This window comes from Bradyrhizobium sp. SRL28, assembly GCF_018596315.1.
Classification (GTDB): domain Bacteria; phylum Pseudomonadota; class Alphaproteobacteria; order Rhizobiales; family Xanthobacteraceae; genus Bradyrhizobium.
This window is the reverse complement of sequence record NZ_JAHEAG010000008.1, coordinates 123,473-138,179: the sequence shown is the minus strand read 5'-3', so window position 1 is coordinate 138,179 and position 14,707 is coordinate 123,473. Positions and strand designations below refer to the sequence as shown.

Annotated in this window: 13 protein-coding genes; 5 read left to right on the top strand and 8 right to left on the bottom strand. The window is 64.0% G+C overall.

The features are described from left to right. Positions 1-10 precede the first annotated feature (10 nt). Positions 11-1,027, bottom strand: coding sequence for an amino acid ABC transporter substrate-binding protein (locus KIP88_RS19275; RefSeq protein ID WP_214489528.1), 1,017 nt, complete (start codon positions 1,025-1,027; stop codon positions 11-13). 334 nt (positions 1,028-1,361) lie between these two features. Between KIP88_RS19275 and metC the strand changes: the two genes are divergently transcribed. The 5 genes from metC to KIP88_RS19250 all read left to right on the top strand — a co-directional run bounded on the left by metC (position 1,362) and on the right by KIP88_RS19250 (position 7,194). Further along, complete coding sequence (gene metC / locus KIP88_RS19270; protein WP_214489527.1) at positions 1,362-2,552, top strand: cystathionine beta-lyase; 1,191 nt, start codon at positions 1,362-1,364, stop codon at positions 2,550-2,552. Positions 2,553-2,857: 305 nt separating this feature from the next. Beyond that, a complete protein-coding gene (gene cpaB, locus KIP88_RS19265) occupies positions 2,858-3,655 on the top strand; it encodes a Flp pilus assembly protein CpaB (protein WP_214489526.1) in 798 nt (265 codons plus the stop codon). Between the two features lie 17 nt (positions 3,656-3,672). After that, positions 3,673-5,133 (top strand): type II and III secretion system protein family protein, encoded by a 1,461-nt coding sequence (locus tag KIP88_RS19260; protein WP_214489525.1) that lies wholly within the window; start codon positions 3,673-3,675, stop codon positions 5,131-5,133. A gap of 37 nt (positions 5,134-5,170) precedes the next feature. Further along, entirely contained in the window at positions 5,171-5,914 is a 744-nt protein-coding gene (locus tag KIP88_RS19255; RefSeq protein WP_214489524.1) for a CpaD family pilus assembly protein, read from the top strand. Continuing rightward, complete coding sequence (locus KIP88_RS19250) at positions 5,911-7,194, top strand: CpaE family protein (RefSeq protein WP_214489523.1); 1,284 nt, start codon at positions 5,911-5,913, stop codon at positions 7,192-7,194. The genes KIP88_RS19255 and KIP88_RS19250 overlap by 4 nt, the downstream gene beginning before the upstream one ends. Positions 7,195-7,232: 38 nt before the next feature. On the opposite strand, the gene KIP88_RS19245 is transcribed toward KIP88_RS19250, so the two are convergent. The 7 genes from KIP88_RS19245 to pbpC form a co-directional block, all read right to left on the bottom strand. After that, positions 7,233-8,054 (bottom strand): tetratricopeptide repeat protein, encoded by an 822-nt coding sequence (locus KIP88_RS19245; RefSeq protein ID WP_214489522.1) that lies wholly within the window; start codon positions 8,052-8,054, stop codon positions 7,233-7,235. Between the two features lie 168 nt (positions 8,055-8,222). Continuing rightward, complete coding sequence (locus KIP88_RS48190; RefSeq protein ID WP_108519442.1) at positions 8,223-8,468, bottom strand: PilZ domain-containing protein; 246 nt, start codon at positions 8,466-8,468, stop codon at positions 8,223-8,225. A gap of 233 nt (positions 8,469-8,701) precedes the next feature. Next, entirely contained in the window at positions 8,702-9,040 is a 339-nt protein-coding gene (locus KIP88_RS19235) for a lipid-A-disaccharide synthase N-terminal domain-containing protein (RefSeq protein WP_214489521.1), read from the bottom strand. Next, positions 9,040-9,783: a glycosyltransferase family 2 protein gene (locus KIP88_RS19230; RefSeq protein WP_214489520.1), complete on the bottom strand. Its 744-nt coding sequence runs from the start codon at positions 9,781-9,783 to the stop codon at positions 9,040-9,042. Before KIP88_RS19230 ends, KIP88_RS19235 begins: the two co-directional genes overlap by 1 nt. Positions 9,784-9,854: 71 nt before the next feature. Beyond that, complete coding sequence (locus KIP88_RS19225) at positions 9,855-10,700, bottom strand: phosphatase PAP2 family protein (RefSeq protein ID WP_214489519.1); 846 nt, start codon at positions 10,698-10,700, stop codon at positions 9,855-9,857. A gap of 1 nt (position 10,701) precedes the next feature. Next, entirely contained in the window at positions 10,702-12,444 is a 1,743-nt protein-coding gene (locus KIP88_RS19220; RefSeq protein ID WP_214489518.1) for a glycosyltransferase family 39 protein, read from the bottom strand. Between the two features lie 78 nt (positions 12,445-12,522). Then, entirely contained in the window at positions 12,523-14,652 is a 2,130-nt protein-coding gene (pbpC, locus tag KIP88_RS19215; protein WP_374226481.1) for a penicillin-binding protein 1C, read from the bottom strand. Positions 14,653-14,707 lie beyond the last annotated feature (55 nt).

The window sequence follows — 14,707 nt, the reverse complement described above, 5'->3', positions numbered from 1 at the left end:
TCGCTGGTGCCTAGCGGATCGGCGGTGCGTACTGGATGCCGCCCTTGCTCCAGAGGTTGTTGAGGCCGCGGGCAATACCGAGTTTGGAACTGGCGCCGACGTTGCGCTCGAAGGACTCGCCGTAATTGCCGACCGCTTTCACGATCCGCGACACCCAATCCTTGGTCAGGCCGAGCTGTTCGCCGAGATTGCCGTCGGTGCCGAATACCCGTTTCATCTCGGGCTTGTCCGATTTCGCCATCTCGTCGACGTTCTTCTGGGTAATGCCCAGCTCTTCCGCAGTGATCATCCCGAAAAGCGTCCATTTCACGATATCGAACCACTGGTCGTCGCCATGGCGCACCATCGGGCCGAGCGGCTCTTTCGAGATCACTTCCGGAAGCACGACATGGTCGGCCGTGTTCGCAAGCTTCAAACGATCGGCATAAAGCCCGGACACATCGGTGGTGAAGACATCGCAGCGTCCGGACTCATAGGCCTTGACGGCTTCGTCGTTGGTGCCGAAAGCGATCACCTCGTACTTCATGTTGTTGCCCTTGAAGTAGTCGGCCAGATTCTGCTCGGTAGTGGTGCCTTGCTGCACACAGACCGACGCGCTGTTCAATTCCAGCGCGGAATTCACCTTCAGCGCCTTCTTCACCATGAAGCCCTGGCCGTCGTAATAGGTCACGCCAGTAAAGTTGGCGCCGAGCGAGGTATCGCGCGACAGCGTCCAGGTGGTGTTGCGCGACAACACGTCGATTTCGCCCGACTGCAGCGCGGTGAAACGGTCCTTGGCCGACAGCGGCACGAACTTGATCTTGCTCGCGTCGTTGAAGATGGCGGCCGCGATCGCGCGGCAGATGTCGACGTCGAGCCCGGTCCAGTTACCCTTGTCATCCGGAGACGAGAACCCCGGCAGGCCCTGGCTCACGCCGCAGGACAGCATGCCGCGGTCCTTGACCGTCTTGAGGGTTTGCGCCGAGGCGGCCTGGGCAGAGAGACCGGCGGCTAGGGCAAGGGTAACAACCAGAGATACGCGTTTCATGGGTAAGGCCTTTCAAGGGGTCGTCCGGAGATCGTTTTTTAGGCAGCGCCTGACGTTGTTGGGCCAACCCGCTGATCCCTCGCTGAAAAGCGTCATGCTGACCGTGCCGTTTGACGTGCGGTCCGGTCAGGCAATGGATCTGATATCGCGGCAGGCCCCTCAACTTGCAGCGACTGTTAGTTGGTTCGCATCTCAGAACGACTGGCGTGCCGGGTCAAGGGGTTGACTGCTGTCTTCTGTATCTTGTTATTAACCTGAGCCGGCCCCGACCCGCCGCCCGGCGGTGTTTTCGCGATCTAGTTGCGGCTGCGGCATAACGTCTTACGGCAAATGCATGAGCTCTTCGAACGACGAATCCCACCCACAAAAACCCGAAACCAGACTGGTCACGGCGGGCCGCGACACGCAGGGCCAGAGGGGGTTCGTCAACCCCGCCGTGTACCACGGTTCGACCGTGCTCTATCCAACCGCCGAGGACCTGCACGCCCACCGCGCCGAATTCTCCTACGGGCGTCACGGCTCTCCGACCACGCGGGCGCTGCAGGACGTGCTGATGTCACTGGAAGGCCCGCAATGCGCCGGCGTTGGTCTCGCGCCATCGGGACTGGCCGCGATCACCACCACCCTGCTCTCGGTGCTAAGCGCCGGCGATCATGTGCTGGTGACCGACAACGTCTACCGGCCGTCGCGCAATTTCTGCAACGGCATGCTCGCCCGCTACGGCGTCGAGGTCAGCTATTTCGATCCGCTGATCGGCGTCGGGATCGAAAGCCTGTTCAAGCCCAATACCAAAGCGGTGCTGGTCGAGGCGCCCGGCTCGCAGTCGTTTGAGATGAGCGACATCCCCGCCATCGCCGAGGTCGCGCATGCGAGGGGCGCGCTCGTCATCGACGACAACACCTGGGCCACGCCGCTGTTTCATCGTTCGCTCGACCAGGGCGTCGACATCAGCATGCAGGCCGCCACCAAATATATCGGCGGCCATTCCGACATCATGTTCGGCACGATTTCGGCGAACGCGAAAACCTGGCCGCTGCTCGCCGAGGGCATCCGCCTGCTTGGCGTCTGCGCCGGTCCCGACGACGTCTTCCTGGCGCTGCGCGGCACCCGCACGCTTTCGGTGCGGCTCGCGCAGCATTATCGCTCGGGCCTTGAAATGGCGCGCTGGCTCGCCGGCCGCCCCGAAGTCTTGTCGGTCCTGCATCCGGCGCTCGAAAGCCATCCCGGCCACGCGATCTGGAAGCGCGACTTCACCGGCGCCTCCGGCCTGTTCAGCATCGTCCTGAAGCCGGTGCCGCAGAAGGCGGTCGATGCCCTGCTCGATACTGTGAAGCTGTTCGGCATGGGCTTTTCGTGGGGCGGCTTCGAAAGCCTCATCATCCCGTTCGACTGCGATCCCTACCGCACCGCGACCAAATGGTCTCCCGGCGGGCCGACGCTCCGGCTCCACATCGGCCTGGAGAATGTCGACGACCTCAAGGCCGATCTCGAGCGCGGCTTTGCAGCGTTGAAGGCCGCCGCATAAGGCGGCTATTTCTGTTCAATTTTTGAGCGGTCCTTGGCGGCGGCCGATGCAGCGGAGTGCTTTCGCTTGCATCTGCTGGACCAGATCAACCGCGCGTTGCCGTCACGGCCGCTTCCCCGGATTTTTGCGGACAATTTTCTTCAAACGATAACCGCTCGTTCACCATGACGGTGAATCGCGCTGTCCGATCAGCCAAAAACTTCACGCCTCAAGTTCCCTTATACCTTTGATGCCTAGTCATACCTCCGGGGATGGCTGTCATTGCCATGCAGTTGGGGCGTCCCTGCGTAAGAGTAGTAAAGCGTATGAATATCGCACGTGTCGTCGTTCTGATCATCGCGTTGAGTGCCGGCGGTGTCGCCGCCTATCTCGCCCGTGGCACTGAAGAAAAACCGCGCACCGTGGCCGAACCGGTCGCGCAGTTGCCGACGGTGGAAATTCTGGTCGCGAAGTCCGACATCGGGCTCGGCCAGCCGGTCAAGCCCGAAGACCTGCAATGGCAGACCTGGCCGGCTTCCGCCGGCAACAATCTGGTCAACCGCGCCAGCAGGGCCGACGCCATCAAGGAAATCGCCGGTTCGATCGCACGCTCGCCCTTCATCGCAGGCGAGCCGATCCGTGAGCAGAAGCTGGTCAGGGCCAACGGCTCCGGCTTCATGGCAGCCATCCTGCCGACCGGCATGCGGGCGATCTCGATCGAGATCTCGCCGGAAACCGGCGCCGGCGGCTTCATCCTGCCCAATGACCGCGTCGACGTCATCCTCTCCAAGCGCGAAAAGAATCCGGAAAGCAAAGGAGCGGACGTCGTCCAGTCGGAAATCATTCTCTCCAATATCCGTGTGCTGGCGATCGATCAGGCACCGAAGGAAAAAGAAGGCATCAACACCCTCGTCGGCCGCACCGCCACGCTCGAACTGAAGCCCGAGCAGGCCGAGACACTGACGCGCGCGCGCCAGAGCGGCACGCTGGCGCTCGCGCTACGCAGCATCACCGATGTCAACGCGACGGCTGAAGGCCAGTCCGAGGATCAGGTTAAAAAACGAAGTGAGAGCGTCAACGTGGTTCGCTACGGGGTCGCCAATCAAACGACGGCACAGAAGTGACCGAAAGGACGCCTGAGATGAAGTTTGGGGATAATCAGTCAGCGATGCGAACCGTAGCGGCGCGCACCCTGTTGTTGTCGGCCGTCGCTGCGCTGACGCTCGCTCCGCTGCTGCCTGTCGTCGCGGCCGAACCCGAGAAGGATCCCGTAACGACCTCCGCTATCGGCCCGGTCAAGATGCGCTTCCTGTCGCTCGGCATCGGCAAATCCGTGGTCGTCGACCTGCCGCGCGACGTGAAGGATGTGCTGGTCGCCGACCCGAAGATCGCCAATGCCGTCATTCGCTCCCCGCAGCGCGCCTATATCATCGGCGGCGCGGTCGGCCAGACCAACGTGGTGTTTTTCGACGGCGATGGTCAGCAGATCGCTTCCTACGATATCGCAATCAAGCGTGATCTCAACGGCGTGCGCGCCGCGCTGCGGCAGACGTTGCCGGGAATCCAGATCGAGGGCGTCGGCGACAGCGTGCTGCTGACCGGCTCGGTATCGAGCCCAGTCGAAGCCCAACAGGCCGGTGAGATCGCCGCGCGGCTGGTCGGCGGATCTGAGAAGGTCGTCAACTCGATTGTGGTTCGCGGCCGCGATCAGGTGATGTTGAAGGTCACTGTCGCGGAAGTCCGGCGGGATGTCGTCAAACAGATGGGTGTCGATCTCAGCGCCCAATTGAATGTCGGCAATACGACCGTGAATTTCAACAATACCAATCCCTTCACTGCAAACAACGCGCCCCTCGTGCCCGGCAATGGCCTTGGCATAGCGGCCGGCACGATGCCGTCGGTCCAGGCGGTGCTTCGCGCGATGGAAAAGGCCGGTGTCGTGAAGACGCTCGCCGAACCCAATCTGACGGCGATCTCCGGCGAATCCGCAACGTTTATCTCGGGCGGCGAATTTCCCATTCCAACCGGCGTAAGCTGCCAAACAACAACGGGTGGTGGCATCGGACAATGCGTCCAGACCGTCAGTTTCAAGAAATTTGGCATCTCGCTCAACTTCACGCCGGTCGTACTGTCTGAGGGACGGATCAGCCTGCGGGTGATGACGGAAGTTTCGGAAGTCTCGACCGAAAACTCTCTGACTGGCGGCCAAGGTGGAACAACCATTCCCTCGATCAAGACCCGCCGCGCCGAGACGACGCTGGAAATACCCTCCGGCGGCTCGATGGCGATGGCCGGCCTGATCCAAGAGCAAACCAAGCAGGCCATCAACGGGCTGCCGGGGCTCGATCAATTGCCGGTTCTGGGCGCGCTGTTCCGCAGCCAGGACTTCGTCAACAACCAGACCGAGCTGATGGTCATCGTGACGCCCTATGTCGTCCGGGCCATCGCGCAAAAAGAACTGTCGCGGCCCGATGACGGATTCGCGCCCGCATCCGATTCACAGTCGACGCTGCTTGGGCGCATCAACCGGATCTACGGGCTCGCCCCTCGCGTCGATACCGTAGCCGGTGTCCAAGGCAATTTTGGCTTCATCATTGATTGAAATGCAGCACTGTTCACTGCGTGGGGACGAGGACAGAATGATGATAACGAGAACACCGCTCCATCGCGTCAAAGCCTCGCGCATGCTTGGCGCTGTGCTGGGCCTTTCGGCCGCGCTCGGAGCCTGCACGCCGCAGACCACGGAAATCGTGACCGCCAGCGTGTCCGATGATTACCGCCACCGTCATCCGATCGCGGTGACCGAAGCCAACCGCTCGATCGTGGTGTTCGTCGGTCATGCCCGTGGCGGCCTTTCCGGGTCGCAACGTGCCGACGTCATGGGCCTGGCACAGACCTGGGTGCGCGAAGGCACCGGCGCGATCGTCGCCGATGTCCCGATCGATACGCCGAACGCGCGCGCGGCCGCAGCGTCGGCCCGGGAAATTCAGTCGGTGCTGATGGCTGGCGGGGTGCCCTCGCGCGCCATCACGCTGCGTCACTACCGGCCGGACGATCCCCGTACGCTGCCGACGATCCGGCTTAGCTATCCGAAGATTACCGCCGTGGCGGGACCTTGCGGCCTGTGGCCGCAAGACCTCGGACCGAATATCGACAATGCCGCCTACAACGAAAATCGCTCCTATCACAATTTCGGCTGCGCCACGCAACGCAACCTTGCCGCGATGATCGACAATCCGGCCGATCTCGAACAGCCACGTCCCGAGAGCCCCGCTTATACGCCGCGGCGCAGTGCCGCCTTTGAAAGATACCGCAAGGGCGATCCGACAAACACCACCTATCCCGAAGCCGACAAGGCCAAACTCAGCGATACAGGCAAATGATCAGCCGCGTCTTTCAAAATTCAGACGATCAACTGGACGACACGCCGGCGCAGCCCGAGGAATACATCTCGCCGGCGCCACGCGTATCGGTACAGGCCTTTTGCGCCAGCGTCGCGATCGCCACCGCGGTGCGCGCGGCGAGCGAAGACCGCCGTCTCGGCAAGGCCCACCTTACGGTTCACATGGGCGGCATTGCCGCCGCCATCGAGACCTACCACAAGGCGCCGACGCCGAACGTCATTTTGTTGGAGACCGAACCAGGCTCCGACATTCTCGAAGCCCTTGATGAACTCGCGACCGTCTGCGACGCCGGTACCCGCGTCGTCGTGATCGGCAGCGCCAACGACGTCACGCCCTATCGTGAACTGGTGCGGCGCGGCATCAGCGACTACGTGACCGGCCCGATCGAACCGATCGACGTCGTACGCGCAATATGCGGTCTCTACGCGGCCTCCGAGGCCGTGGCCGTCGGCCGCATCATCGCCGTGGTCGGCGCCAAGGGCGGCGTCGGTGCCTCCACCGTCGCGCACAACGTGGCCTGGGCGATCGCGCGCGATCTCGCGCTGGATTCCGTCGTGATCGATCTCGACCTCGCCTTCGGCACCGCCAGCCTCGATTACAACCAGGACCCGGTTCAAGGCATTGCCAATGCGGTCTTCCAGCCGGAACGGCCGGACTCCGCCTTCATGGAGCGCCTGCTGTCGAAATGCACCGACCGCCTCGACCTGCTCGCGGCGCCGGCAACATTGGACCAGGTCTATGATTTCGGCGCCGATGCGTTCGACGCGATCTTCGATACGATGCGCATGACCACGCCCTGCATCGTACTCGACGTCCCGCATCAATGGTCGGCGTGGACCAAGCGCACGCTGGTCGGCGCGGACGACATTCTGATCGTCGCCGAGCCCGATCTCGCCAACATGCGCAACGCCAAGAACATGCTGAACGTGCTGAAGGCGGCGCGGCCCAACGACCGGCCGCCGCTCTATTGCCTCAACCAGGTCGGCATGCACAAGCGCCCGGAAATCACCACGCGCGAATTCGCCAAGGCGATCGAAAGCCAGCCGATCGCGGCCATTCCGTTCGATTCAAGGATGTTCGGTACCGCCGCCAATAACGGCCAGATGATCGCGCAGATCGCCGCCAAGCACCGCACCACCATGATGTTCCTGCAGATGGCGCAGCGCCTGACCGGCCATGCCGTGACCAAGCGGTCCCGGACATCGTTCCTGGCACCGATCATCAAGAAACTGCAAGGCGCGACGGCTCGCAGGGCCTGAGCAAACAACGACGGCGGCAGCGCCTTGAGCGCTGACGCCTAGTTGGCGCGTCCCGCGGACGCGATCGGCATCTTCTCGACCTCGGCGCGCGCGTTCTCCTTCCGCGACAGCATCTGCCTCAACAGCGCCACGTTGGCGGCTGCCTCGGTGGGCGGCAGATCGGCCTTCACGATCTTTTCGGCATCGGCGACACGGCCTTGCAGGCCAACCGCCAGCGCCAGATTGGCGCGCACGCGCGGATCGGTCGGCGCAAGACCCTGGGCGCGGCGAAGCGTCGCCTCAGCCTTGGGCAGATCCTTCGAAAGCACGTAGGACAGTCCGAGATTGGACAGCACCAATGGCTGTTCGGGCGCTATCTTCAGCGCGCTCGCATAATATTGCCGCGCCTCCTCGTAGCGACCGAGCTGATCAAGTGTCGCTCCCTGCGCCGAGAGCAGCCGCCAATCGGGATCGTCGGGGCTGTGGGCGCGACCGAGCACGTCGAAGGCCTGCTGGAAATTGCCGTTATCCGCCAGCGCGCGGCCATAGGCGGCAAGCAGCAGCTTGTTGCCGGAATGGGCGATGGTGGCCTGTTCGAGCACCGCAACCGCTTGCGACCGCTGTCCCGTCGCGCGCAGCGCCTTGCCGTATTTCAGCGCCGCGTCGGCGTCCTTCGGATTGGCGCGATAGCGTTCCTGGTAGAGCTCGACGTCGCGGCGCGGATCGCTGGCGCGACCGGTGTCGGCCTTTTCGTCGATCGAACCGGTGATGTCGGATAGTCCCGAGGTCTGGCAGGCGCCAAGCCCCAACGCCAGGATCAGGGTCGATGTGCACGCAAGAAGTCGCGCAAGACGGGACGGGTGGAGCAACTTCTGTCGCATGTAGCTGGACTCACGGCGGGAACTGTCCAGGAACCCTCACAGCTTAACCCTAAGTTCGGGTTAAGTTCGCCCACTTTTGCGGTAATCGGTGACCTTTGCAGCCCGCTACGCGCCAGCCGGGCGCTTGCGCCCTGCCCGAGCCGTCCCGTCCCGGCGCAACCAAGCGGCCTAGTCGACGAATTGCGCGCCGAGTTCGCAGCCGATTCGCCAGGCCAGCCGGCACTGACGCGGCCTGCCCTCCGAAAAAATCACCGTAAATTCGGAAGGAATTTCGGGATATTCGGCGATGATCTTCACACCGCCATCCGACACGTCGGAAATCATGCAATCGCGCGGCAGCCCACCGGTCGCGAACTGTATTTTTGCAAAGCTTCTGCACGCCCGACGTTCGCTGCTGCGACGATTCGCATACATCTCGATCCCTGACCCTGCTCGTTGTGATTCACCCGATGGTAGATCAGTCTTACCGAAGAATTGTTGGAATTGGCCTATCGCAACGGCTCGCAATGTAACTGATACGTTCGAACTCCGTTTACCGAACCCGACCCTCCGGCTGAACGCCGAGTTCCTCGAACACGCCTGCAGCGACGCCTCGCGGCGCAATTTTCGGGCAAATTAGAGGGTTGATCCCCCTCGACCGCCCGTATTCACCGATCCAGCGTCTTCGACGCGCTGCCGCGGTTCTTCACGATCAGCATGATGTTTCTGATGTAGATGATCGTGGCCAGCGACTGGCCGATGATGATCACGGGTTCGCGCTTGGCGATGCCGTAGACCAGCGTCATCATCCCGCCGCCCATCGAGAAGAACCAGAACGCCATCGGCACCACGCTTTGCCCGGCACGCTCGCTAGAGATCCACTGCACCAGGAAGCGGGCGGTAAACAGCAATTGGGCGCACAGCCCGAAAGCCAGCCAGAAATCGAACTTGGCGACGAAGACGTCGTAGAGATAATCGCCGAGCGCCTGGCCGTATTGAATCAGCATCAGAGAACCTCGGTCACAGCGGGCGTCGGCTTCTTGCGGCGGATCAGCCACCACACGCCGGCAAGATCCATGATCCCGATCCATAGCCGGTCAAAGAAGCCGTAATTGGACACGCCGGAATGGCGCGGACGGTCGATCACGTCGACATAAGCGATGTCGAAGCCTTCGCGGCGTACCAGCGCCGGCAGGAACCGGTGTAGCCCGTCGAAATAGGGCATCGACATGAACACCTCGCGCGGGAAGGCCTTCAGCCCGCAACCGGTGTCGCGGGTGCCGTCACGCAGGATGCCGTTGCGCACGCCGTTGGCTATGCGCGATTGCAGTTTCTTGAACCCGGTATCCTTGCGCCCTACCCGCTGGCCGGCCGCGAGTCCGACGCGGCCGCCGCCGTTTTCGACCGCCGCAATCAGGTCCGGCAGGAACACCGGATTGTTCTGGCCGTCGCCGTCGAGCGTCGCCACGATGGCGCCGCGCGCGGCCCGCACCCCGCTACGCACCGCCGCCGACTGCCCGGAAGAATTGGCGTGTTTGAGTTGCCGGAGCTGACGGTGCTGCTTCATCAGATCAGCCAGCCGCCCCGCGGTTGCATCGGTCGAGCCGTCGTTGACATAGATGATTTCGTAGACCCATCGGCCGTCGAGCGCGCTGATGATTTCCGCAACCAGCGGCGCGACGTTCTCCGCTTCGTTGCGCACCGGCACAACGATGGAAACGGCGACCGCATCTGTGTCGGAAGGTGTCAAATCGGTACTCGTCTGGTTGGCTTGGGAGAACCCGGAACCGGGCGTATCGGGCCGTCGGGCGGCGTCCGCTTTTATGGGGCGAAAGCGCCGCGGGCAACCCTTTTGAGGCGCCCGGACGAGGGCCCGACAAGGGACACAATGCTACCGTCGCGCTGGATCGCAAATCCGAGCCTGCGGGCCGCAAACCAGTATCGCACGAACATCGCGCCGACGATGCCGACCATCGCGCCGGCCACGACGTCGCTCGGATGATGGGCCAGCAGCACCAGACGACTCGCCGCAATGATCAGGGCATAGACGGCCATCGCAACGCGAGCCTGGGGCCATACGACCGACACGGCGAAGGCAAGCGCAAAGGCCGTCGTGGCGTGGCCGGAAGGAAAGCTGTAATAGGCCGGGTTGCCTGCGAAGTGCGAGAAGTGGAAGGCGTTCGCCTCGCCGCCGACAAATGGCCGGCCGCGGCCGACGCAATATTTCAGAACTTCAGTGACCAGATTGGACACAATTACCGCGCAGAAGATGAACTGCAGCCGCGTTCCCAGGCCGAGCAGCAGCGAGCGCTGGATGCCGCGCAAGGCCGGTGAAACAAGCGCGACCGCGATCAGCAATCCCCCCAGCACCGCCAGCACATATTCGTCCTTGCCGAAATCGGTGAGAATGCGGACCCACCACAGCGACGGCGTGCCGCGTTTCGGCATCTGGGCGATTTCCCACGCGTCGATCGCGTACATCAGCACGATGATCGCTGCACCAAGGCCGGCCGACAGCCACAACACGTGTCGTGCCGCCCGCCGTGCAGCCTCGGCGCGCCGCGAATGCGACGGCGAGCGCACGAGCTGCGCCAGTGACAGCCACGCCAGCGTCCCGAAGCGGGAAAGATAGTTTTTGGATTCAACGACAGCAGGGCTCCCGGCCATCTTACTCCGTACCTTCCGAGCGGAAGATGGCGATCGAGATCGCCTTGCCCTGCGAGATGTTATAGCCCTCGATCCGCTTCGCCACGTTGTAGCGCAGCCCGATGGCCTCGGCGCGCTGGACGAAGGCGCGTTCGGTGCGCGATTCCACCAGCGCGAAGCGGCAACTGCCCTGCCCGAGGAAATCGGCAGCGCCCGATCCGTCGGTGAGCAGCGTGCTGGTGCCGGTCATGAAGACCAGGCTGGGCTCGTGAAAGCCGGATGCCGCGGCCCTTGGCCCAACGCAGACCACGTTGCGAAGCGCACGTGCGACCTCGGCGCTCGGAAACATCGTCGTCAGCGACGGCATGACGATGCCGTAGATTCCGATCGCCAGAAACATCGCCGCGACCACCGCATTCAACAGCGAGCGCTCGGCACGGCTGTCCTCGAACATCCACCACGCGATCAGGCCGGCGATCATCGCCGCCGCCAGGAAAGGCCAGGCCGGAAAGGCCGGGTAATGCGTCAGCTTGATAGCGCCGATGACGGCGATCACGGATGCGCCCGCCGGAACGACAAACCACCAGGCCGCGCCGCGCCTGAGCCAGGACCGCGACAGCACGCGGCGCTCCAGCGCGCCGGCGGTGAGGATCGCAATCGCCGGATACAGCGGCATCACGTAATGCGGCAGCTTGGTCAAAACCAGTTCGAACACGATCCAGGACGGGACCAGCCAGGCCAGCAGATATTGCGCGCCGGGCTCGCGCCGCGCGCGCCATACCGCCGGCGCCGCCATCCCCGCCAGCGCCGCCCCGGGCCAGAACGTGACCCAGAACAGCAGCAGATAGAGGCCGGGCGGCGCGCCATGGGATTCCTGTGCGCCGAGCTTGCTCAGCATGTCGCCGCCGAGCGAATTGGAGAAGAACGCCTCGCCCGCGCGCCAGAAGATCGCGACGAACCATGGCAGTACCAGCACCAGTGTCCACATCAGGCCCCAGACCGGGCGCAGCCGCCACAACCACGCCGCCGAGCGGTCGAGGATCGCGAGCGCCAGGATGGTCAACCCGACGAACATCAGGATCAGCGGCCCCTTGAGCAGGATGCCGCCGGCCAGCGCAGTCCAGAAGATCGCGGGCGCGCTCCAGGGCGGACGCGCCGGATCCTCGCCGCGCTGCCAGGACAGATAGACCCGCGCCATCGCTCCCATCGCCGCGACAACGGTCAACAGCAGCATCGCGTCCGTTTTGGCGAGCCGGGCTTCGGCGCCGAGCAGGACGGAACTGCACATCATCAGCGCCGCAAGTGCTGCCCCGCGCCGCGTGACGAAGGCGAGCGCCGCCCAGTAGGTCAACAGCACCGCGCCGATGGCGCCGATCAGGGAGGGAATCCGATAGAGCCAGATGCGCAATTGCGCCCGCGGCAGTCCGAGCGCCGAGGAGGTTTCGACCACGGCGGCCTGTAGCCAATAGATGCCGACCGGCTTCTTGTAGCGGACGTCGTCCTGGAAGCGGATGTCGACGAAATCGCCGCTTTCGACCATCTGCTTGGTCGCCTGCGCGAACCGGGCCTCGTCACGGTCGATCGCCGGAATGTTGAAGAATCCGGGCAGGAAAAGCACGATGCCGCAGAGCACCAGGAACACGATGGCGCGAAAATGGCTCGCGGTCGCGTAATCGAACGCCGCGGCCAGCCTGCGGCTGGAATGCGCTGGTTTTACAGGCTGTTGGCCCGCTCCGAAGCGTGGGGGTTGCAAGGTTTCAACCATCTTGTTCGCATACGATGAAACCGCACTGCAAACAACACCACAGATCCGCCTAACCTGTGGTCGCTGGGCGCTTTTTCGTCACTGTATCCGGATCACGACGGTATCGGCCGCCCCCGTCGCGTCGATCACCGTCAGGCGCGCAAAGCCGGGCCCGGGCGGGTCAACCAGCCGCTGACGCCGGCTGTCGATTTCGCCGACCGAGGTACCGTTCACCATGATGGTCAGCGGCAGCACGCCGCCGGCCACCTTGACCGGCATCGGCGTGGCCTGCCCGCCGCCTGAACGGTCGACGTCGATCCGCGAGCCGTTCAGCGGAAACTGGATGCGCGGCATCTGATCGCTGCCGGTGCGGATCAGTTCGCCGACGGGACGGAAGCGCCGCAACGGCAGCGGCAGCTTGGCATTGCTGGCGATCAGCGCGCCCTTCGGCGCCTTGGGCAGCGCCGCCGGGATCTTGCCAGTGCGCGCAAAGGCGTCGAACAGGATCGGCGCTGCGGCGGTGCGGCCGACCAGGCCCGGCACCGGCGCGCCGTCGGGACGCCCGACCCACACCCCGATCGTGATGCGGCCATCGAAACCGACCGACCACGCGTCGCGATAGCCGTAGCTGGTGCCGGTCTTGAACGCGATCCTGTTGTGCACGCCGTTTTCCGGCGGCGGCGTGCCGAACAGCACGTTGCCGACCTGCCAGGCCGCGGCCTGATCCATCAGCCGCATCGGTTCGCGATCGTCGTTATTTTTTTCTTGGGCGAGCATGATCTCGCGCAGCGGCCGCGCCGCGCCAAGCCGCGCCAAACCCGTGTAGAGCTGCGCCAGATCCTGCAAGGTGACGCCAACGCCGCCAAGGCCCATCGCAAGGCCCGGCGCCTCGTCCTTCGGCAGCACCAAGTTGCCGCCGGCCTGCTTCAGCCGCGACGACAGTCGGCTGGAGCCGACGCGATCGAGCAGCGCAATCGCCGGCACGTTCAGTGAGAGCTGCAGCGCCTTGCGCACCGGCACCGTGCCCTGAAACGTCATGTCGAAATTTTCCGGCGCATAGGAGCCGAAACGAATGGGACGGTCGTCGATCAGGCTTTCCGGATGTACAAAGCCATCCTCGAAGGCGAGGCCATAGATGAACGGTTTTAGCGTCGAGCCCGGCGAGCGCACCGCGCGCGTCATGTCGACCTGCCCGGCGCGGCGCTCGTCGAAATAATCCGATGAGCCGACACGCGCCAACACGTCTCCGCTTTCATTGTCGACCGCGATGATGGCTACCGAAATGTTCGGTCCCTGCGCCACCGCGCGGTCGCGCGCCAGCGCCTCCAGCGTTTTCTGCAAGGCCGAATCCAGCGTGAGCTTGATCAGCGGCGTATCCTTCACCGTCGCCATCGCGGCATCGGAGGAATGCGGCGCCAGGATCGGCATCGGCTTGCGCAGCCGCGGCACCGCCGCCGCCCTCGCCTGCGCCGCGTCCTCCTTCGACACCATGCCGTCTTCGACCATCCGGGCCAGCACGCGATCGCGCGCGGCGTGCGCTGCTTCCGGATAGCGGTCGAGCCGGCGGCGTTCCGGCGATTGCGGCAGCGCGACCAGCAGTGCTGCTTCCGCAAGCGAAAGCCGCTTCGGCTCCTTGCCGAAATAGCCGATGGATGCGGCGCGGATACCTTCGAGGTTGCCGCCGAACGGCGCCAGCGCCAGATAGAGATCGAGGATTTCGTCCTTGCTGAGCTGCCGCTCGAGCTGGACCGCGCGCACCATCTGGCGCAATTTTGCGTACACCGAGCGCTCGCGCCGCGGCTCCATCAGCCGAGCCAATTGCATCGTAATGGTCGAGCCGCCGGAGACGATGTGGCCGCTGCTGCCGAACTGCAGCGCCGCGCGCCCGAGCGCCAGCGGATCGACGCCGCCATGCGACCAGAAGCGGCGGTCTTCATACGCCAGCAGTAGTTTCAGATAACCGGGATCGACCGCAGTCTTCGCATCGACCGGCAGCCGCCAACGACCGTCGGACATCGCATAGGCGCGCAGCAGCTTGCCGTTGCGGTCGACGATGGTGGTCGAGACTTTGCGCGCCTCTTCCAACGGTAACGGCCCGAGCGAGACGACCCAGGCCGTGAAGGCGGTGGTGATTACTATGAGCACGAAGGCCAGAGCGACCGCGATGCGGAAAAAACGGCGGCGCCCACTACCACCGCCGTCATGGCCGGGCTTGTCCCGGCCATCCACGTCTTTCCGGTCCACACCCAAGGGCGTGGATGACCGGGTCAAGCCCGGGCATGAC